The following is a 15,652-nucleotide window of genomic DNA, read 5'->3' on the forward strand; positions in this document are numbered from 1 at the left end:
GATTACAAGATCCTATTGATTCCGTTTTTCAGCCAATCTGGTAAGTCCGATTGAAGCCTCTTCAGATGCTGGACGGAGTTCAAGCACCCTACGGTATGCCTGTTCCGCCATACTGTAGTTTCCTGCTTCTTCACGAATCTGTGCCAGCAAAAGCCACCACTGTACATTGCCGCTCACATAGGTAACTGCAGTACTTAATGCTATATCAGCATGATGATACTCGCCGGAGCGATATAGACTCTCACCCAGATTGGCATAGATCTGCGCCCGCAAACCACCTGACGGATTTACTGCAATATATTCCTGTAGATATTGAATTGCCTGCTCATAATTTCCAAGACGGAAATGAGACTCACCAAGTATATGTAGAACACGGGGATCCCAGCGGCGAAGCTGCAATGCAGGCTCCGCCCAGTTCCTGGCTTCCTCGAATCGATTTTGTGCCAGCAGGCTCCAGCCCAGAACAACATAAGCGTCCAGACGAGCCGGATCCTGTTCAATTTCCGCAAGCGTGATCTCGATTGCACGACCGTATTCACCTCTGCGGTATTCCACCAGCGCATCATCACCAGGCTGCACCTGAGCTGCGAGCGGCAGTAGCAGAATTGATCCGAGTAACAGCAGTAACACAGGAAAAACTGCCTTTCTGGAGGCGAAACAAGCTGCTTGTAATTCAGGATTCTGTATCATAGGATCAGACTTCCTTATCAGCTGCGGTGAAATCCGTATCCATCCGGCATGAACCGTTGAAACGCGCCCCACTCTGCATGATCATATCCGGGGTTTCTATATTTCCTTTGACAGTACAGGTGGAGAATAATTCCAGGCGACGTCTTGCTTTGATATTCCCGAGCAATTGTCCTTTGACGGATACAATTTCAGCCTGAATATCTGCATCAACCTTACCGCCCGGCCCCAGGAATATATCACTTACAGAGCGGATTGTACCATTCAATTCACCTTTGACGAGTACAAGGCGGTCAAAGTCCAGCTCACCGGTAAAAACAACATCCTCACCGATCACTGTATCAATTTCATCTTCATCAATATTTCGTACGCGTAGATCTGACATTAGCATAATGGTAATCCAAAGAAGCTTGCGCTGTCAATCCTATGTATGGATCCTGCCTATGTATGAGGGCCTGTATCCTCAAGCAGCTTGAGCATGGTACTCAAGGACTCCTGCATAGATCGCCGCATGTCCGATGTATACGGGTTCTGCTGCTGTAAATCGACGAACAAAGACCAGGGGTCATTGCAGGTCTGTTCCATGACCTGCAAAAGCCTCTTGTAACCGAGTGTTGCTATCGGACTAGGTTTAAGATCCATATCTGCAAGCACCCTGCCTATAAAATGGGTAACCCCCTGGGTATAGGCTGCTTCTCGATCGTGCTCTTCGGCTGTCATGCGGTATAACTGCATGTCATAACTCTCAAAAAAGCTGTGCACCTTATTGAACAGATCATCGGATATACGTTGCGCGGTCAACACCATTGGAAGTCCGGCTACCCCATTACGGGCAGAATCAGGTCCGAACATAGGGTGCGTACCTAAAATCGGGTTCTCTTTCGGAATACAGCCCTGCAGAGCGCGCAGAGGCTCAACCTTAACAGAACAGGTATCAGCAACAATGGTCCCGGGATAAAGATATCCTGCTATGCTTCCCGCTACTTCTTCAATCGAGTTGATGCTTGTACAGAGAAAAATACAATCAAGATCCCTGTAGTTTTCCGGACGGAGCTCCAGAATACCGGGGGGAATCTTCCCGGGCGTCCTGTTCCAGGCATATACTATTTCTGCTTTTTCTTTCAGCATTTCAGCCCAAAATCTGCCGAAACGACCAAGACCGACAACTCCAATTCGCATGAGCCAATACTATACAAAGGAATCAATGCTGACAATGTAGCAATAGAGGATTGTCCCTGTTATACTGACAGCGAGGTAGAAAAATGAACTTTATACAGAAGATGCATACACGCGCACAAGCCTTCCAGGGCAGTCTGGTCCTGCCGGAGGGGACCGAATCAAGAACAGTTGCAGCAGCACGGCAAATCATTGATCACAAACTGGCTGCATCAGTTACCCTTCTTGGAAAGATAGCTGCCATAGAAGCAGTTGCTGCCGAAAACAAGATAGATCTTTCAGGTATCAGCCTCGTCGACCCTGCTGCATCAGACCAGCTTTCACGCTATGCCGGTGAATTATACGATCTCAGGAAACACAAAGGAATGACTGAAGAGCAGGCCCGCGAAAGCGCTGCACAGCCGCTCAACTACGCGGCACTCATGGTTCGCCTGCGGGATGCTGATACCATGGTAGCTGGAGCCGAAAACTCCACCGGTGATGTTCTTAGATCTGCCTTTACTATCATAAAAACCGCACCAGGTGTCGGCTCAGCTTCCTCCTGTTTTGTAATGGATACACATTCCAGTGATTTCGGAGCAGATGGTCTTCTTATTTTTGCCGATTGTGCAACTATCCCGGATCCAAGCGTTGAACAGCTCGCAGAAATAGCAGCTGCATCAGCCCGCAGCTGTCGGGAATACCTTGATGCTGAACCGCATGTCGCCATGCTCAGCTTCTCCACCAAGGGATCTGCAGAACATGAAAAAGTTGACAAGGTGCGTCAGGCAACCGAGCTTGTAAAAAGCCGATTCCCCGAACTCCTTGTTGACGGTGAACTGCAGGCCGACACAGCACTTGTAGAAAGCGTAGCCCGAAAAAAAGCTCCAGGAACAAGTGTTGGGGGAAAAGCAAATGTACTGGTTTTTCCGGATCTTTCATCCGGCAACATCGGCTACAAGCTGGTTCAGCGCCTTGCAGGAGCAGATGCCTATGGCCCGCTTCTTCAGGGATTTGCACGGCCAGTCAGCGATCTCTCACGAGGATGTTCGATTGATGATATTGTAAATACCTGTGCCATAACCCTTGCACAGGCAGCTGCATTGGACTGAATACCCGGCAGGCTGATTTCAAGGAGAATACAAGGATGAAAATAGGACTTGTCGGCTTCGGCCGTATGGGAAAACTGATATACAGCATCTGCATGGAGCGAGGTCATTCGATTCCTCATGTCTTTGATCCAGCGGCCAGTGCAGACACGAAAGAAACCAGCTTTCATCCTGAACTCCGGGAAGAACTGCTGCATGAACTTGATGCCGTCATCGACTTTTCCCTGCCGGAAGGTATACTCGGAAATATTCAGAGCTATTGTACGAGCACTGTCCCTGCGGTAATCGGAACCACAGGCTGGGACTCGGAACGTGAGCAGATCAGACAGCAGATTGAAAGCGGTGGCGGCAGTCTGTTATATGGAAGCAATTTCTCGGTGGGGGCTAATCTTTTCTTCGCCCTGACTGAACGCCTGGCCCAGCTTATCGAACCATTTCCCAATTATGACATCTTGATGCATGAATTTCACCACCGAAACAAGCAGGACAGCCCCAGCGGCACAGCTTTAAGTGCAGCTGCCAGAATCCTGCAGAACAGCACAAGGAAGCAGAAGGTTCAGAGTGAAAGCCTGCAAAGAGCAATACATCCGGAAGAACTGCATGTAACCGCCAGCCGCGGAGGCGAAATTCCAGGATTACACATGATACTCGCGGATTCAGCAGAAGATACAATCGAAATCCGTCATACTGCACGGAGCCGGAGGGGTTTCGCGCTAGGTGCGGTTCTGGCGGCAGAATGGCTTTCCGGAAAGAAAGGTTTCTTTTCATTCGAAGATTATTTCCACGAAGCCCTGCAATAGGATCGCGTGGAACACTGTCAGCAAGGAGGGCAGAATATGCAGTTCAGAGGATTATACACAGCGTTGGTAACACCCTTTCTCCCCAACGGTAAAATAGATAGCATTTCACTGCAGCGCCTGGTTGAATTCCAGATTGATCATGGTGTTGACGGACTCGTTCCAGTAGGAACCACCGGAGAAAGTCCAACTGTAAGCCACAAGGAGAATGTGGAGCTTATCGAGCTTGTTCTGAAATTTGCCGACGGCAGAGTTCCGGTTATTGCCGGCACAGGCTCAAATGCCACCTCCGAGGCTATCAGAATGACCAAGGATGCAGCTGCACTTGGGGCAGCGGCAAGTCTACAGGTAGCCCCATATTACAATCGACCGACGCAGGAAGGACTTTACCGCCATTTCTGCAGCATAGCAGATGAAACCGGAATTCCGGTCATTGTCTATAATATACCCGGCCGTACAGGCTGTAATATAGAAGCAGCCACGACCTTGAGAATGGCAGAGAACAGTAATATCACTGCTGTTAAAGAGGCAAGTGGTTCCATGCCCCAGGTTATGGATATAATCCAGGAGAAACCCAGGGGATTTTCAGTCCTTGCGGGAGACGATAATCTGACACTGCCGATGATCCAGATGGGTTCCGACGGCGTTATCTCGGTTGCCAGCAATCTGATACCTCAGCATATGCAGCAGCTCGTAAAGGCAGCACTCAAGGATCAGCATGAGACAGCGAGAAGCCTGCACTATCAGCTCCTACCACTCTTCAAGGCCATGTTCATGGAAACGAATCCGATTCCGATTAAATACGCCCTCGCAAAAAGAGGACTGATTGATCACAATATTCTGCGCCTCCCTATGTCCCCTCTATCCGAAGAACTGCATGAGAAAATGAATGCTATTCTGACAGCTGCTCCTGTGGAGACAGCGAACTGGCAAGGGCAATAAACTCTTCTACACTGATTTTTTCTGCTCTGATCCCGGGTGAAATACCGAGATCAGAGCAGGCATCCAGAACCATTTCTCCGCTTACTCCGGGATACAGCTGTATTCCTTTCATATTATTCCTGAGGGTTTTTCTGCGCGAGGAAAAAGCACTGCGGACAAGGACAGAAAACCAGGGTGGCAAATCATGATTTTTACTCAAGGGTGACAGCTTGACGAGCGAGGAAACTACTTCAGGGCGGGGGAAAAATGATTCAGGAGCTACATCAAAGCAGATACGGATTTCGGATCTTGCCTGACAGGCTACACTGTATGCGGAATAATCCTTGCTTCCAGGAGCGGCCACCATTCGTAAAGCTGATTCACGCTGAACCATCGTTATCAATGTGTCAGGTAGAAATCCCCCTTCAAGAATGCTCATCAGGATTGCTCCGGCTGCATTATACGGCAGATTTCCTACAATAACATCCGGCAATGAATGATCCTGAATATACACAGGTAGAGATTCAACACAATCACCACTTACAATATTAAGATTTTCACCGGCAAATAACTCCTCAATCAGCTTGATAATGCCATAATCAATCTCAAACACAGTAATTCTGTCAGTATGCCGAATAAGCTCCTGTGTCAGAGATCCTATGCCCGGACCTATCTCCCAGATTGTCTTTCCGCCTCGGCTCAGGCACTGATCAACTATGGCCTGTCGCACATGAGGATCGACCAGAAAATTCTGTCCAAAGCGTTTCTGCAGTCTGATTGAATTCTGCTCAAGAAAGCTTCGAATATCCCGGGAAGAGTTATAATTCAGTTCACTGTAATGCATGATTCCTCACATAGTCGGCGCCGCTGCTGATACCAGCGAATTGTCAGTATTGCGCATAGCAACAATACCGAAAACACAAGAATATGACCAGAGCTCCCTTCAAGACGAACCTCGAACATGCCGGAGCTCATCTGAAGCATGAAACGCAGAAGATTACTTGTATAGTAGATCAGCTGCTCAAGGAAAACTACAAGAAATGCGGGCAGCAGACCCGTATACGCTATCACCAGAATTATACAGCTGTACATCAACAGGCTGACTGCAGGTACAACAAGAAGTGTCAGCAGTATTCCTGCCGGATACCAGACACCCCAGGCAGCGGCAGCAATCGGAAGACCTGCGGCAGATGCAGCAAATCCCGCAGCTATGGGACCGTAGAATAACCTGCCTGTACGGGGAAAAAAACTGTTCATATATGAAAGAACAGGAGGGGCAATTACCAGAATACCAGCCACAGCTGAGAAAGAAAGCTGGAATCCGATTTCATGCAGAAGCCCCGGAAACATCAGAAGGAGAAGAAGAAAGCATTGAGAAAGTATAACCAATGCCTGGGGCTTACGCCCATTGAGCAGCCAGATTGAACTGATAGCGAAAAATAATCCGGCCCGCAGTAATGAGGAACGCAGACCTATAAAATAGAGCAGCATAAGCATGCAGATGTTACCCAGAATCACAGCAGTTTTAAGTCCGAACAGTTTTCTCAGAATCATACAGGGTGCAGCTATGAGAATCCCCAGATGCATACCGGAAAGTGCCAGGACATGCAACAAGCCGTTACTCCGGAACAAGGCGTGCATTTCCGGATCAATGCTGTCAGTGCTACCCATCAACAAGGCCTCGGCAAGCCCTGCGCTGGCTGTACTGATCAAGCGTAATTCCTGACGAAATCTGCGGCGAAGCCCGGAACGGGCATCATTCAGGATATTCCCCTGTGTTCTGTCTGAGATTTCTGTCAGCCTGAACCAGCTCTCATCAGAAAAATTTCCCTTCAGACTGATTCTCTGCCCATAGTTGACCAGGGGATCAAAGCTGCCGAGGACTGCAATTCTGAGGTCAGCCTTCCCACCCTGACCCTGCGAATCCAGGACTTCAGTCACATGAATCCGGAACCAGTAATTTCCTGACTGTGCCTGACGGGAATCAGTTAGAACCCTTCCGCGTATTTCAGTTACATTGTCGATCGATAAAGATGTGTACTGTTGCAGACTGCTGATCTCTGCCACCTGTCCAGCCCAGATTCCGACACAACAGGCGAGAACAGCTATAGCGCTCCGATGGCTCAATACAGACAGCGTAACACCGCAGGCAGCAATTACCAGAACAAGATACCAGGGAATTTGAGGTAGTAAATAGACACCGCCGGCAGCCCAGGCAGCAGCCAGGACAGGATAAGGCAGACGGTGTCCGGACATGCCTACTGCTGAACCTGGCTGATAGCCTCGTTCAGAGCAGTCTTTACTCGTGCTGGATAATTAAGCATAGTTGCGTAAAACAATGCATTATAAGCTTCCTCGAATCCAAGGCGTCCGAGGTTATTTACAACAGCCAGCATTATCTGTGTGCTGACCGGTCTGTCATTCTGGGTACTGGTGTTCAGATTATCGAGATACCGACTTAGACGCACCGCAGCATCCTGTGTACCAATTGCTCCCATCGCATTTATGGAATCCAGCAAATCAGCGATTGTAATCCGCCGGTTATCATAATCAGAGAGGGATATATTAAAGTGTTCGATTATTTCCCTGCTAGCCGGAGAATACCCTGCTGCTGCGATTATCCCCGTGGCGTCAGATCTAAGCCTGCGATTCATCATTACATCGGTAGCTGGTGCATGGTGACGATCCACTGCAGTGCGCAGTACTGCCTGTGCGATCTCTGCTTTGAGATCTGGATCAAGATCATCACGACGGCTAACATATGCAAGCATCTCGATCTGCAGACTGACCTCCTCGCGTGGAATAACCGTTTTCAGCAGTTCCACCTGCCGGTCGCCGAAGGCAAGAATCCCTTCACGCGCAGGCTGATCAATAGTTAAAGGATGACTGCTGATTACCGTGTGCAGAAAGGCCTCAAAGAACACTGTATTCTGAAGTGAGGCAGCTGTCATTACAGCCTGCCCAAGGACTTGCCGGTCTATCTGCACACCGCTGCGCAGCAGCGTGTTCTGGGTTTTTATCCAGTCAGCCAAACGTGTGTGGAGCCGGGGAGCATCCACACCGAAGACGGTCATAGATTCAAGCAGTCTTATTCTCTGACTGCTGTCCCTGTCAAGTGTGAAGAGATCCCATACCCGCAGCGCTGGCTCATTGGTACCGGCTGCAGCCAGACGGTCTACCGCAAGATTGTAGAGATTCCTGCTGCTGTTATCATTAATCCTGTCTCCTGCATTCCCGAGAATAAAATCGAGAACATCCAGGTAAAAACGGGTTAATTCCTGTGGCTCATACTCAAGAGAACTCTCCAGTATCTGAAACCGTACTCCACCTTCGGAATTACGGAAGTCACGTATATAGCTATCACTAAGACTGACCTGGTTCTGGGCGAATATGCTTCCGGTAAAAAATACTACCAACAAAATTGTTAAAATGCGTTTCATTAGAATCGCCTCCATTTACGTTTACTACACAAGTACATTGTATTGCTTTAACTCAGAGAAAAAAAGATGTCAAACACTTTTTTTCTTCGTCTTTTTATCCTGGTTTTCTTCCTCGAAGATTCCATATACATACGTGAGCACAGTATTCTTCATCTGTGCTGATAACGGTACTGACTGAATGTGCAGAATGGAGACATTGTTTTTCTGTTTATAGGAAACACCGCGTACCGTACCGCACATAACAACACGATGGCCAGCGAGTTCAAGCTGCAGTTTTATAGGCATTCCTGCCTTGGCTTTTCCTCCAACCATGACGGCGATTCCATCCTCGGAAATATCAATAGTGCGGCCGCGGTATCCACCGGTCTCCTCCCATTTTTCATTGGCATTCCGGATATTGGTAAGCGGCAGCAAAGTAACAGGTCGGGTGACCTCACGGCGTACAGATCCACGCTTTTGTGCACGAACCAGAGAATCTGAATGAGCAATATGTAGAATCGGGAATTTTCTGTCCAGAAAATCTCCCACAACCTTGGATTCAAAATAATACCCGGCATCCTCGGGCCGCCAGAAATAAATCCTGATATTCTGACCCTTCCAGCTGAATCCAGGTGGGAGCGCTTTTCCTTTTGGGTAGGTTACCGCAAGATAGCGACGGATGTTTTCTACTACCGTGGTCACATACGCACCACCGCCGGCGAAAGTGATTTTCATTACCTGTCCGGCACTGATGTTGCGGCTGCTGGTGATACCGAGACGATATTTGGGAAGATTGAATTCAACACGCTTTCTGAAACCGAACAGCTCCTGCAGGAAATCTATATTATCCTTGCTACCTTCAGTTCCGGACGCTCTGAATCTTGTAATAGTTCCTCGTATACAACGGTCAAGAGCCCGCTCGGACCAAAAAAGTGAACTTGGATTTTTTAGTTTATTCTGTTGGGCTACCTTCCGAAGAAGGTTCACCTCTTTCAGTGAAAAACCGGATTCTTTCCCTTTTACAAAAAACTGTACCCAGGGGAACCCTCTTTTTCCCCCGGCAAGCACTGCCAGAACCCCCACGGTTAACAGCAGGGCTCCCCCGAGAACTATCCATACCATGCAACTCCACCTTTATTTGCTGAATCAACAGGTATAGTCTAATGGTTAAACAAGGTTTTGGCTACAAAAAGCCGTTTCAGAACCCGAAAACCGGCCTGTAAACGGCTCATGTTAATCATTCTTGAACAATCTGGAAAACAAAGTGGTCTTTTTCTGGTTGGCGACTTCCCGATAAACACCTAGTCCCATCAAGCGTTTTGAACGCTCCCGCAACAGCTGATCTACTCTTTTAGCCTGCAGGTTCTGAAGCACACGCAGTACTTCATCCTTCAAGCGGTCTGCCATATATACGGGGTCAGCATGTGCACCTCCCATAGGCTCGGGAATGATCGAATCAATAATGCCAAAGCTTTTGAGATCATAACTGGTCATTTTCAGCAATGCAGCAGCTTCCTGCGAACGCTTGCTGTCACGGAGCAGTATCGAAGCACAACCTTCAGGTGAAATGACGCTGTACACAGAATTCTCGAGCATGACAATATGATCACCAATACCGATACCCAGAGCTCCTCCGGATCCCCCTTCACCGATAATAACACAGATTATCGGGACCTCGAGAATCGACAGTTCACGAAGATTTCGGGCAATTGCTTCGCCTATACCGCGCTCCTCGGCAGCAAGACCAGGATATGCACCTGGGGTATCAATCAGGCACAATATCGGCCGTTGAAATCTTTCTGCCTGCTTTGCCAGCCGTAAGGCCTTACGATATCCCTCTGGATGAGCCATACCGTAGTTCCGAAGGAGGTTCTCCTTCATGTTGGCACCTTTCTGATGTCCCAGAAAGGTGAAAGGCTGGCCGGCAATAGTACAAATGCCGCCGATCATTGCTGGATCGTCACCGAAGGCCCTATCACCATGGAGCTCGATATACTGATCGCTTATGTGTTTGATATAGTGCATAGCTGTGGGTCTGTTCGGATGACGCGCTAAAGTAACCCTTTTCCATGCATCAATAACTTCTGATTCCTCGCCGCGACCGCTGATCTTGTCTGTGATCTTCGAGAGGTCAGCGCGAATGTCTATATTTTCTCTGGCAGCGATCTCTTTGAGTTCCGCCAGTTTTCTGTGAAGTTCGCGGTCTTTCATGATCTACCTCTCCCCTTTTGATGTGTGTCGATCAGAAAAATCAATGTCTCCCGCAGGGATTTACGGGGCACTACTGCATCCACAAACCCCTTTTCAACCAGAAATTCTGCCCGCTGAAATCCGTCAGGAAGCTTCTGCTTGATCGTTCCTTCTATGACCCGTGGACCTGCGAAACCAATCAGCGCCTGCGGTTCTGCTATAATAACGTCCCCCAGCATGGCAAATGATGCAGTAACCCCCCCAGTAGTAGGATCCGTCAACACCAGGAATACCGGGAGACGTTCCCTGGCCATCAGTGCGAGCAGATGGCTTGTTTTTGCCATCTGCATCAGAGAGAAAATTCCCTCCTGCATCCGGGCTCCTCCACTCGCGGTACAGATTATTGCAGGGAGCTTTTTTTCAATAGCAGTATCCAGGCATCTTGCAATACGTTCTCCGACCACCGATCCCATACTGCCGCCCATAAAATGAAAACTCATAGCAGCAATAGCAACGGGACGCTGCTGTATAGTTCCATATCCGACTGTAACAGCCTCATCAACCCGTGATTTATCCTCGGCTGTCAGCAATTTATCTTCGTACCCGGGAAAGTGAATCGGATTACCCGATAGAACTTCCCGCGCGATTTCTACAAAGCTATTTGAGTCAAGCAGCATCTTTATGCGTTCCGGACCTGATATGCGAAAGTGATAGCCGCAGTGCGGGCAGACATACAGGTGAGCAGCGAGTTCATTTTCCTCGATATGCTCGGAGCATGATGGACATTGATGCTTAGCTCTGAAAAAACTGCGATCGTCCAGACTGGCAATGATTTTCGAACGCTTGCTGCGTTCTTTCGGCATTACCTTCTTGAGTATGGTTCCAATGCCCATCATTCCTCCTCAGCCATTTGATCGAGGAATCCCGTTCCAAAATTTCCGGAGCGGAAAACCGGATCATTAATTATTTTTTTCTGTTCCTCACGGTTAGTCGTGATTCCTTCAAGTACAAGTTCATCAAGAACACGATTCATTCGGTCAAGTCCTTCATTTCTGGTTCTTCCGTAGGTAAGCACTTTAGCAACCAGAGAGTCATAGAATGGGGAAACCGTGTATCCCGGATACAGGAAGCTGTCAATTCTGACACCGTACCCGCCTGGAGGTAGATATTCAGTAATCTTTCCTGGTGTGCGGGCATTGATCCGGCACTCAACTGCATAACCTTCAACCTTGACATCTTTCTGTGTAAAAGAAAGTTTTTCACCGGCACAGACCTTTATCTGTTCACGGATAATATCTATTCCAGTCACAAGTTCGGTTACCGGATGCTCTACCTGGACACGGGCATTCACCTCCATGAAGTAATGCTTGCCCTCAAACAGCAGAAACTCAATAGTCCCTGCGCCTACATAATCCAGACTCTTGAAGAGTTTGACGGTATCAAGCCCCATTTGCGCCCGCATTTCATCATTGACAGCTGTAGAAGGGCTTTCCTCAACGAGTTTCTGATGCTTGAACTGAACCGAGCAATCCCGCTCACCAAGATGAACAACATTGCCGAAGGAATCAGCAAGTATCTGAACCTCCACATGCCGTGGATTCTCCAGATACTTTTCCATATACACTGTGCCGTCAGAAAAAGCCTTTTCAGCCTCATTGGAAGCAATCGTGATTGCGGACTCCAGCTCGGACTCCGATCTGACAATACGCATTCCTTTACCACCGCCGCCTGAAGCAGCCTTGATGATAACAGGATACCCCATGTCGGCTGCCATCTTTCGGGCAGCAGCTGAACCGGATATAGGACCATCAGACCCCGGAATAACCGGCACCCCGGCCTCGATAGCGGAACGCTTTGCCTCGACCTTGTCACCGAGCATCGCGATTGTAGCAGCTGGCGGTCCGATAAAAATCAAGCCTGCGTCCTCAACTGCCTTGGCAAAAGAAGGGCTTTCCGAGAGGAATCCAACTCCGGGATGAATTGCGTCACAACCCTTGAGAACGGCAGCAGAAATCAGATTTTTCGGAAGCAGATAGCTTTGAGAAGCGGGCGCTGGACCGATACATACAGCGTCATCTGCCAACCTGACAGCCAGGCTGTCGCGGTCAGCTTCTGAGTACACCATCACCGAACGGATACTCATTTCGCGGCATGCCCTGACAACGCGTACCGCGATCTCTCCCCGGTTGGCAATCAGAATTGATCGTATCATGTTCGGCGCACCTCGAAGAGTGGAGTACCGAACTCTACCATAGCACCATTTTCGACCAGGACACTCACAATTTCCATATCAAAATCAGCTTCCAGTTCGTTCATTACCTTCATTGCTTCAATAATGCAGAGACCGGCTCCAGCCTTTACTACTGAACCCTCTTCAACATGCGGGGGTGAATCGGGAGCAGGTGATCGATAAAATGTTCCGACTATCGGGGAAGTAACCTGTTCGGTATCCGCTGCTGTAGCCGCCGGAGCTCCCTGATTTCCTGCAGATGAAGCACTTTCGGATGCTGACTGAACAGGAGCAGAAACAGGTGCCTGGGCAGCTGTCTGCGGAATTACATGATGACCTGGATGAGACTGGTAAATCACTGTTGGTTCCGAACCTGCTTTCTTCAAATGAATGCGGAAATCACCATCACGTAACTTCATTTCGGTTAATGAGCTTTCATCAAACCGCTCAATTAATGCAAAAACATCCTGGGTATTCATCTCCCCTCCTTACAAATATATCTAACGCTATCACTTTCAGGCCTGACTGTCAACTTGTCGGTCGCAGGCCGACAAAATGCTTGCCCTGCCCCCCCACTCTACTCTATACTGAAATCATGAAAAAACCACAAGAATTACTGCCACACAGAGATCCCTTCCTCTTCGTAGACAGACTGGAAGAAGCCAATGAAAAGACTATTATAGGTTATCGAACCTTCACTGAAAAGGAACCCTTTTTCACAGGACATTTTCCCGGATATCCAGTTGTACCCGGAGTTGTACTCGTAGAAACAATGGCTCAGGTAGGCGGGGCCGGGGTGAATCAGCTTGGATTACTTGGCGACAAACTCTTTTTTCTGGCCACAATAGAAAAAGCGAAATTCCGGCGGCAGGTACGCCCCAATGAGGAAGTACGTATAGTTGTAGAAAACGAGCGGGTCAGAGGAGCCATGATCAAACAGAAGGGCATTGCATATGTCGGTGACGAAATCGCAGCTGAAGCTTCATGGATGTGTTTGATAGGTGATGTACCCGGAACCTGAAACAGGTGCCTGAGCGCGTAAAGCGTCTCAGGCATCAATCACTCAGATGTTTCTGATTCATCGAGTAACCCAAGGAATTCCTGCTCATCCAGAATCACCACACCGAGAGAAACTGCCTTGTCATATTTGCTGCCGGCACCACTGCCGGCCAGCAGATGAGTAGTTTTTCCGGAAACCGATCCGGTTACAGTACCACCGCGCTGCTCGATTTCCCGAACCGCCATGGACCGTGGATTGAAGTTCTCGAAACTTCCGGTTACACACCAGACCTGACCCTCAAAAGGACCTTGAGCATCAGCAGTCTCAGTCTGAGGATCCTCGCTGAACTGCAGACCAGCGTCACGTAAACGCTGTATCAGCAGCCTGAGTGAAGAGTCCTTAAGCTGCTCTACGACAGTCTTCGCTGTACGCTCTCCAATACCATGGATCTGCGATAATTCTGCTGATCTGTTTTCATCAGCTATTCTGTAAAGATCATCGATACTGTGATATCCCGCATCGCAGAGAATCTGTGTCAACTTCGGACCGATTTCCGGTATTCCGAGGCTTGGCAGAACCTGTCGATATGGAGCTTCAAGGCTGCGCCTGATGCTATCCTTGAGCTGGCTGATTTTTTTATCACCAAAGCCGGGTTCATTCTGTAGTTGATTATAATCTACTACATACAAGTCTGAAATGTCGCGCACAAATCCCAGCCGAATCAGTGTATCCAGTGTCTCGCTTCCTAGCCCATCGATATCCATTTGCCCCCGGCTGGTGAAAAAGCGTAGTCTTCCGCGCTGTTGTTCGGGGCAATTTGCGGTATCAGGACAGAAATGATGTGCCCCTCGAAGTTCCAGAATAGAGCCGCATGAAGGACAGGTATCAGGAAATTCCCATACTGGATGTCCATCCCCTGATTTTTCAAGAACCTGCTCTACAGCCGGAATCACATCCCCTCTCTTGGAAACAGCGACGGTATCGCCGACGTTAAGCTCAAGACCTGTTATATATTCCTGATTATGCAAGGTGACATTCTGAACAGTTGATCCACCAATTTCCACCGCTTCTATTCGTGCGACCGGGGTGATCCTTCCTGTTCTGCCCACCTGGACATCAATCCCGAGCACCCGTGAAATCCCCTGTGGAGCGTCAAACTTCAAGGCAACAGCCCAGCGGGGATGATGGCCGGTATAACCGAGCTCCTCACGCTGACCGATTGCATCTATTTTAGCAACCAGACCGTCAATTTCATACGGCAGCTGCTGGCGCTGATCAATCTCCCGGGCAATATAGCTGGACAACATATCTTCAGAGCCAACCATCGATCCCGGAAACAATGCTGAGAACCGCTCTGTGAGTAATGTTTTCCCGGCAGCATTCTGATGTACCCAAACACAACGATCATTCACCGGGAAACCCATTTCATGCATTTTTATCAAGGCCTCATGATGACTGCGCACATTCTCCAGCCCGAAAATTTCATACGCAAAAAAACGCAAGGGAACCCTGGCAGCACCACTGCTCTTCACCCTGCGTATGGTTCCGGCAGCCAGGTTACGGGGATTGGCAAAGGGGGTTTCGAGGCTGCGATTCAGCTGCTCGAAATCATCTTTCTGAATATATACTTCGCCCCTGACAGCAAGTGAAGCAGTGTCAGTGATTCTTAGAGGTATAGAACGGATAGTCCGGATATTATGACTCACATCATTTCCGATTCTGCCGTTCCCCCTGGTCAGAGCCCGCTGAAGAACTCCGCCTTCATAGTACAGAACAATAGACACACCATCCATTTTTTCCTCGCAGATCAAGTCAGCTGGCTGGTCCCTGAACCTGGAAGCAATCCGTACATACCAGGACTGCAAGTCAGCGGCTGAATAGACCTTGTCCAGACTCAGAACAGGAAGGCTGTGCTCTACTTCAGGCAGCTCGTTGCTGAGATCTGAACCTACACGTTGTGAAGGAGAATCAGGCCTCTGTAGCTCCGGATGCTGCATTTCGAGACTGCGAAGGCGGTCAAAGAGCCTGTCATACTCAAGATCGGAAACAAGAGACCGCCCCTGCTGATAGTAGGCGCGGTCGTACTCATTAATCGATTTTACCAGTTCATCTATTTCCCGGATGATATCCTGCATATAGCCGCT

Annotated in this window: 16 protein-coding genes; 4 read left to right on the forward strand and 12 right to left on the reverse strand. The window is 48.9% G+C overall.

All coding sequences use genetic code 11. The features are described 5' to 3' along the window. Positions 1-12: 12 nt before the first annotated feature. The 3 genes from ACYQ2L_RS08205 to ACYQ2L_RS08215 are packed head-to-tail and all read right to left on the reverse strand — an operon-like array spanning position 13 to position 1,866. A complete protein-coding gene (locus tag ACYQ2L_RS08205) occupies positions 13-690 on the reverse strand; it encodes a tetratricopeptide repeat protein (protein WP_460053757.1) in 678 nt (225 codons plus the stop codon). Positions 691-694: 4 nt separating this feature from the next. Beyond that, positions 695-1,072 (reverse strand): bactofilin family protein, encoded by a 378-nt coding sequence (locus ACYQ2L_RS08210; protein ID WP_460053758.1) that lies wholly within the window; start codon positions 1,070-1,072, stop codon positions 695-697. A 56-nt stretch (positions 1,073-1,128) separates the two neighbouring features. Beyond that, the gene (locus tag ACYQ2L_RS08215) at positions 1,129-1,866 is read right to left on the reverse strand and encodes a prephenate dehydrogenase/arogenate dehydrogenase family protein (RefSeq protein ID WP_460053759.1); all 738 of its coding nucleotides are present in this window, start codon (positions 1,864-1,866) and stop codon (positions 1,129-1,131) included. 83 nt (positions 1,867-1,949) lie between these two features. Here ACYQ2L_RS08215 and pta point away from each other — a divergent pair, with 83 nt between their 5' ends. The 3 genes from pta to dapA are packed head-to-tail and all read left to right on the forward strand — an operon-like array spanning position 1,950 to position 4,690. After that, positions 1,950-2,954 carry a phosphate acetyltransferase gene (gene pta, locus ACYQ2L_RS08220; protein WP_460053760.1) on the forward strand — a complete coding sequence of 335 codons (1,005 nt, stop codon included), beginning with the start codon at positions 1,950-1,952 and terminating at the stop codon, positions 2,952-2,954. Between the two features lie 35 nt (positions 2,955-2,989). Next, positions 2,990-3,751: a 4-hydroxy-tetrahydrodipicolinate reductase gene (gene dapB, locus ACYQ2L_RS08225; protein ID WP_460053761.1), complete on the forward strand. Its 762-nt coding sequence runs from the start codon at positions 2,990-2,992 to the stop codon at positions 3,749-3,751. A gap of 36 nt (positions 3,752-3,787) precedes the next feature. Beyond that, on the forward strand, positions 3,788-4,690 hold the full coding sequence (dapA, locus tag ACYQ2L_RS08230) for a 4-hydroxy-tetrahydrodipicolinate synthase (protein WP_460053762.1): 903 nt from the start codon (positions 3,788-3,790) through the stop codon (positions 4,688-4,690). Here dapA and rsmA read toward each other — a convergent pair. The 8 genes from rsmA to accB form a co-directional block, all read right to left on the reverse strand. Next, positions 4,641-5,513, reverse strand: a complete 873-nt coding sequence (rsmA, locus tag ACYQ2L_RS08235) for a 16S rRNA (adenine(1518)-N(6)/adenine(1519)-N(6))-dimethyltransferase RsmA (RefSeq protein WP_460053763.1) — start codon at positions 5,511-5,513, stop codon at positions 4,641-4,643. The two genes, dapA and rsmA, sit on opposite strands and share 50 nt — an antisense overlap. Continuing rightward, positions 5,495-6,925, reverse strand: a complete 1,431-nt coding sequence (locus ACYQ2L_RS08240; RefSeq protein WP_460053764.1) for a ComEC/Rec2 family competence protein — start codon at positions 6,923-6,925, stop codon at positions 5,495-5,497. The genes rsmA and ACYQ2L_RS08240 overlap by 19 nt, the downstream gene beginning before the upstream one ends. 2 nt (positions 6,926-6,927) lie before the next feature. Beyond that, on the reverse strand, positions 6,928-8,109 hold the full coding sequence (locus ACYQ2L_RS08245; protein WP_460053765.1) for a hypothetical protein: 1,182 nt from the start codon (positions 8,107-8,109) through the stop codon (positions 6,928-6,930). A gap of 69 nt (positions 8,110-8,178) precedes the next feature. Further along, entirely contained in the window at positions 8,179-9,210 is a 1,032-nt protein-coding gene (locus tag ACYQ2L_RS08250; protein WP_460053766.1) for a flagellar brake protein, read from the reverse strand. 111 nt (positions 9,211-9,321) lie between these two features. Then, the gene (locus tag ACYQ2L_RS08255; RefSeq protein WP_460053768.1) at positions 9,322-10,299 is read right to left on the reverse strand and encodes an acetyl-CoA carboxylase carboxyltransferase subunit alpha; all 978 of its coding nucleotides are present in this window, start codon (positions 10,297-10,299) and stop codon (positions 9,322-9,324) included. Further along, positions 10,296-11,174, reverse strand: coding sequence for an acetyl-CoA carboxylase, carboxyltransferase subunit beta (gene accD / locus ACYQ2L_RS08260; protein WP_487247722.1), 879 nt, complete (start codon positions 11,172-11,174; stop codon positions 10,296-10,298). Before accD ends, ACYQ2L_RS08255 begins: the two co-directional genes overlap by 4 nt. Next, positions 11,171-12,490, reverse strand: coding sequence for an acetyl-CoA carboxylase biotin carboxylase subunit (locus ACYQ2L_RS08265; RefSeq protein WP_460053769.1), 1,320 nt, complete (start codon positions 12,488-12,490; stop codon positions 11,171-11,173). The genes accD and ACYQ2L_RS08265 overlap by 4 nt, the downstream gene beginning before the upstream one ends. Continuing rightward, entirely contained in the window at positions 12,487-12,987 is a 501-nt protein-coding gene (gene accB, locus ACYQ2L_RS08270; RefSeq protein ID WP_460053770.1) for an acetyl-CoA carboxylase biotin carboxyl carrier protein, read from the reverse strand. The genes ACYQ2L_RS08265 and accB overlap by 4 nt, the downstream gene beginning before the upstream one ends. A 116-nt stretch (positions 12,988-13,103) precedes the next feature. Between accB and fabZ the strand changes: the two genes are divergently transcribed. Beyond that, positions 13,104-13,529 carry a 3-hydroxyacyl-ACP dehydratase FabZ gene (gene fabZ, locus ACYQ2L_RS08275; protein ID WP_460053771.1) on the forward strand — a complete coding sequence of 142 codons (426 nt, stop codon included), beginning with the start codon at positions 13,104-13,106 and terminating at the stop codon, positions 13,527-13,529. Positions 13,530-13,567: 38 nt separating this feature from the next. Here the strand turns inward: fabZ and ligA are convergent, their stop codons facing one another. After that, on the reverse strand, positions 13,568-15,643 hold the full coding sequence (gene ligA, locus ACYQ2L_RS08280; protein ID WP_460053773.1) for an NAD-dependent DNA ligase LigA: 2,076 nt from the start codon (positions 15,641-15,643) through the stop codon (positions 13,568-13,570). Positions 15,644-15,652: the final 9 nt, after the last annotated feature.

This window comes from Spirochaeta dissipatitropha (assembly GCF_054657935.1).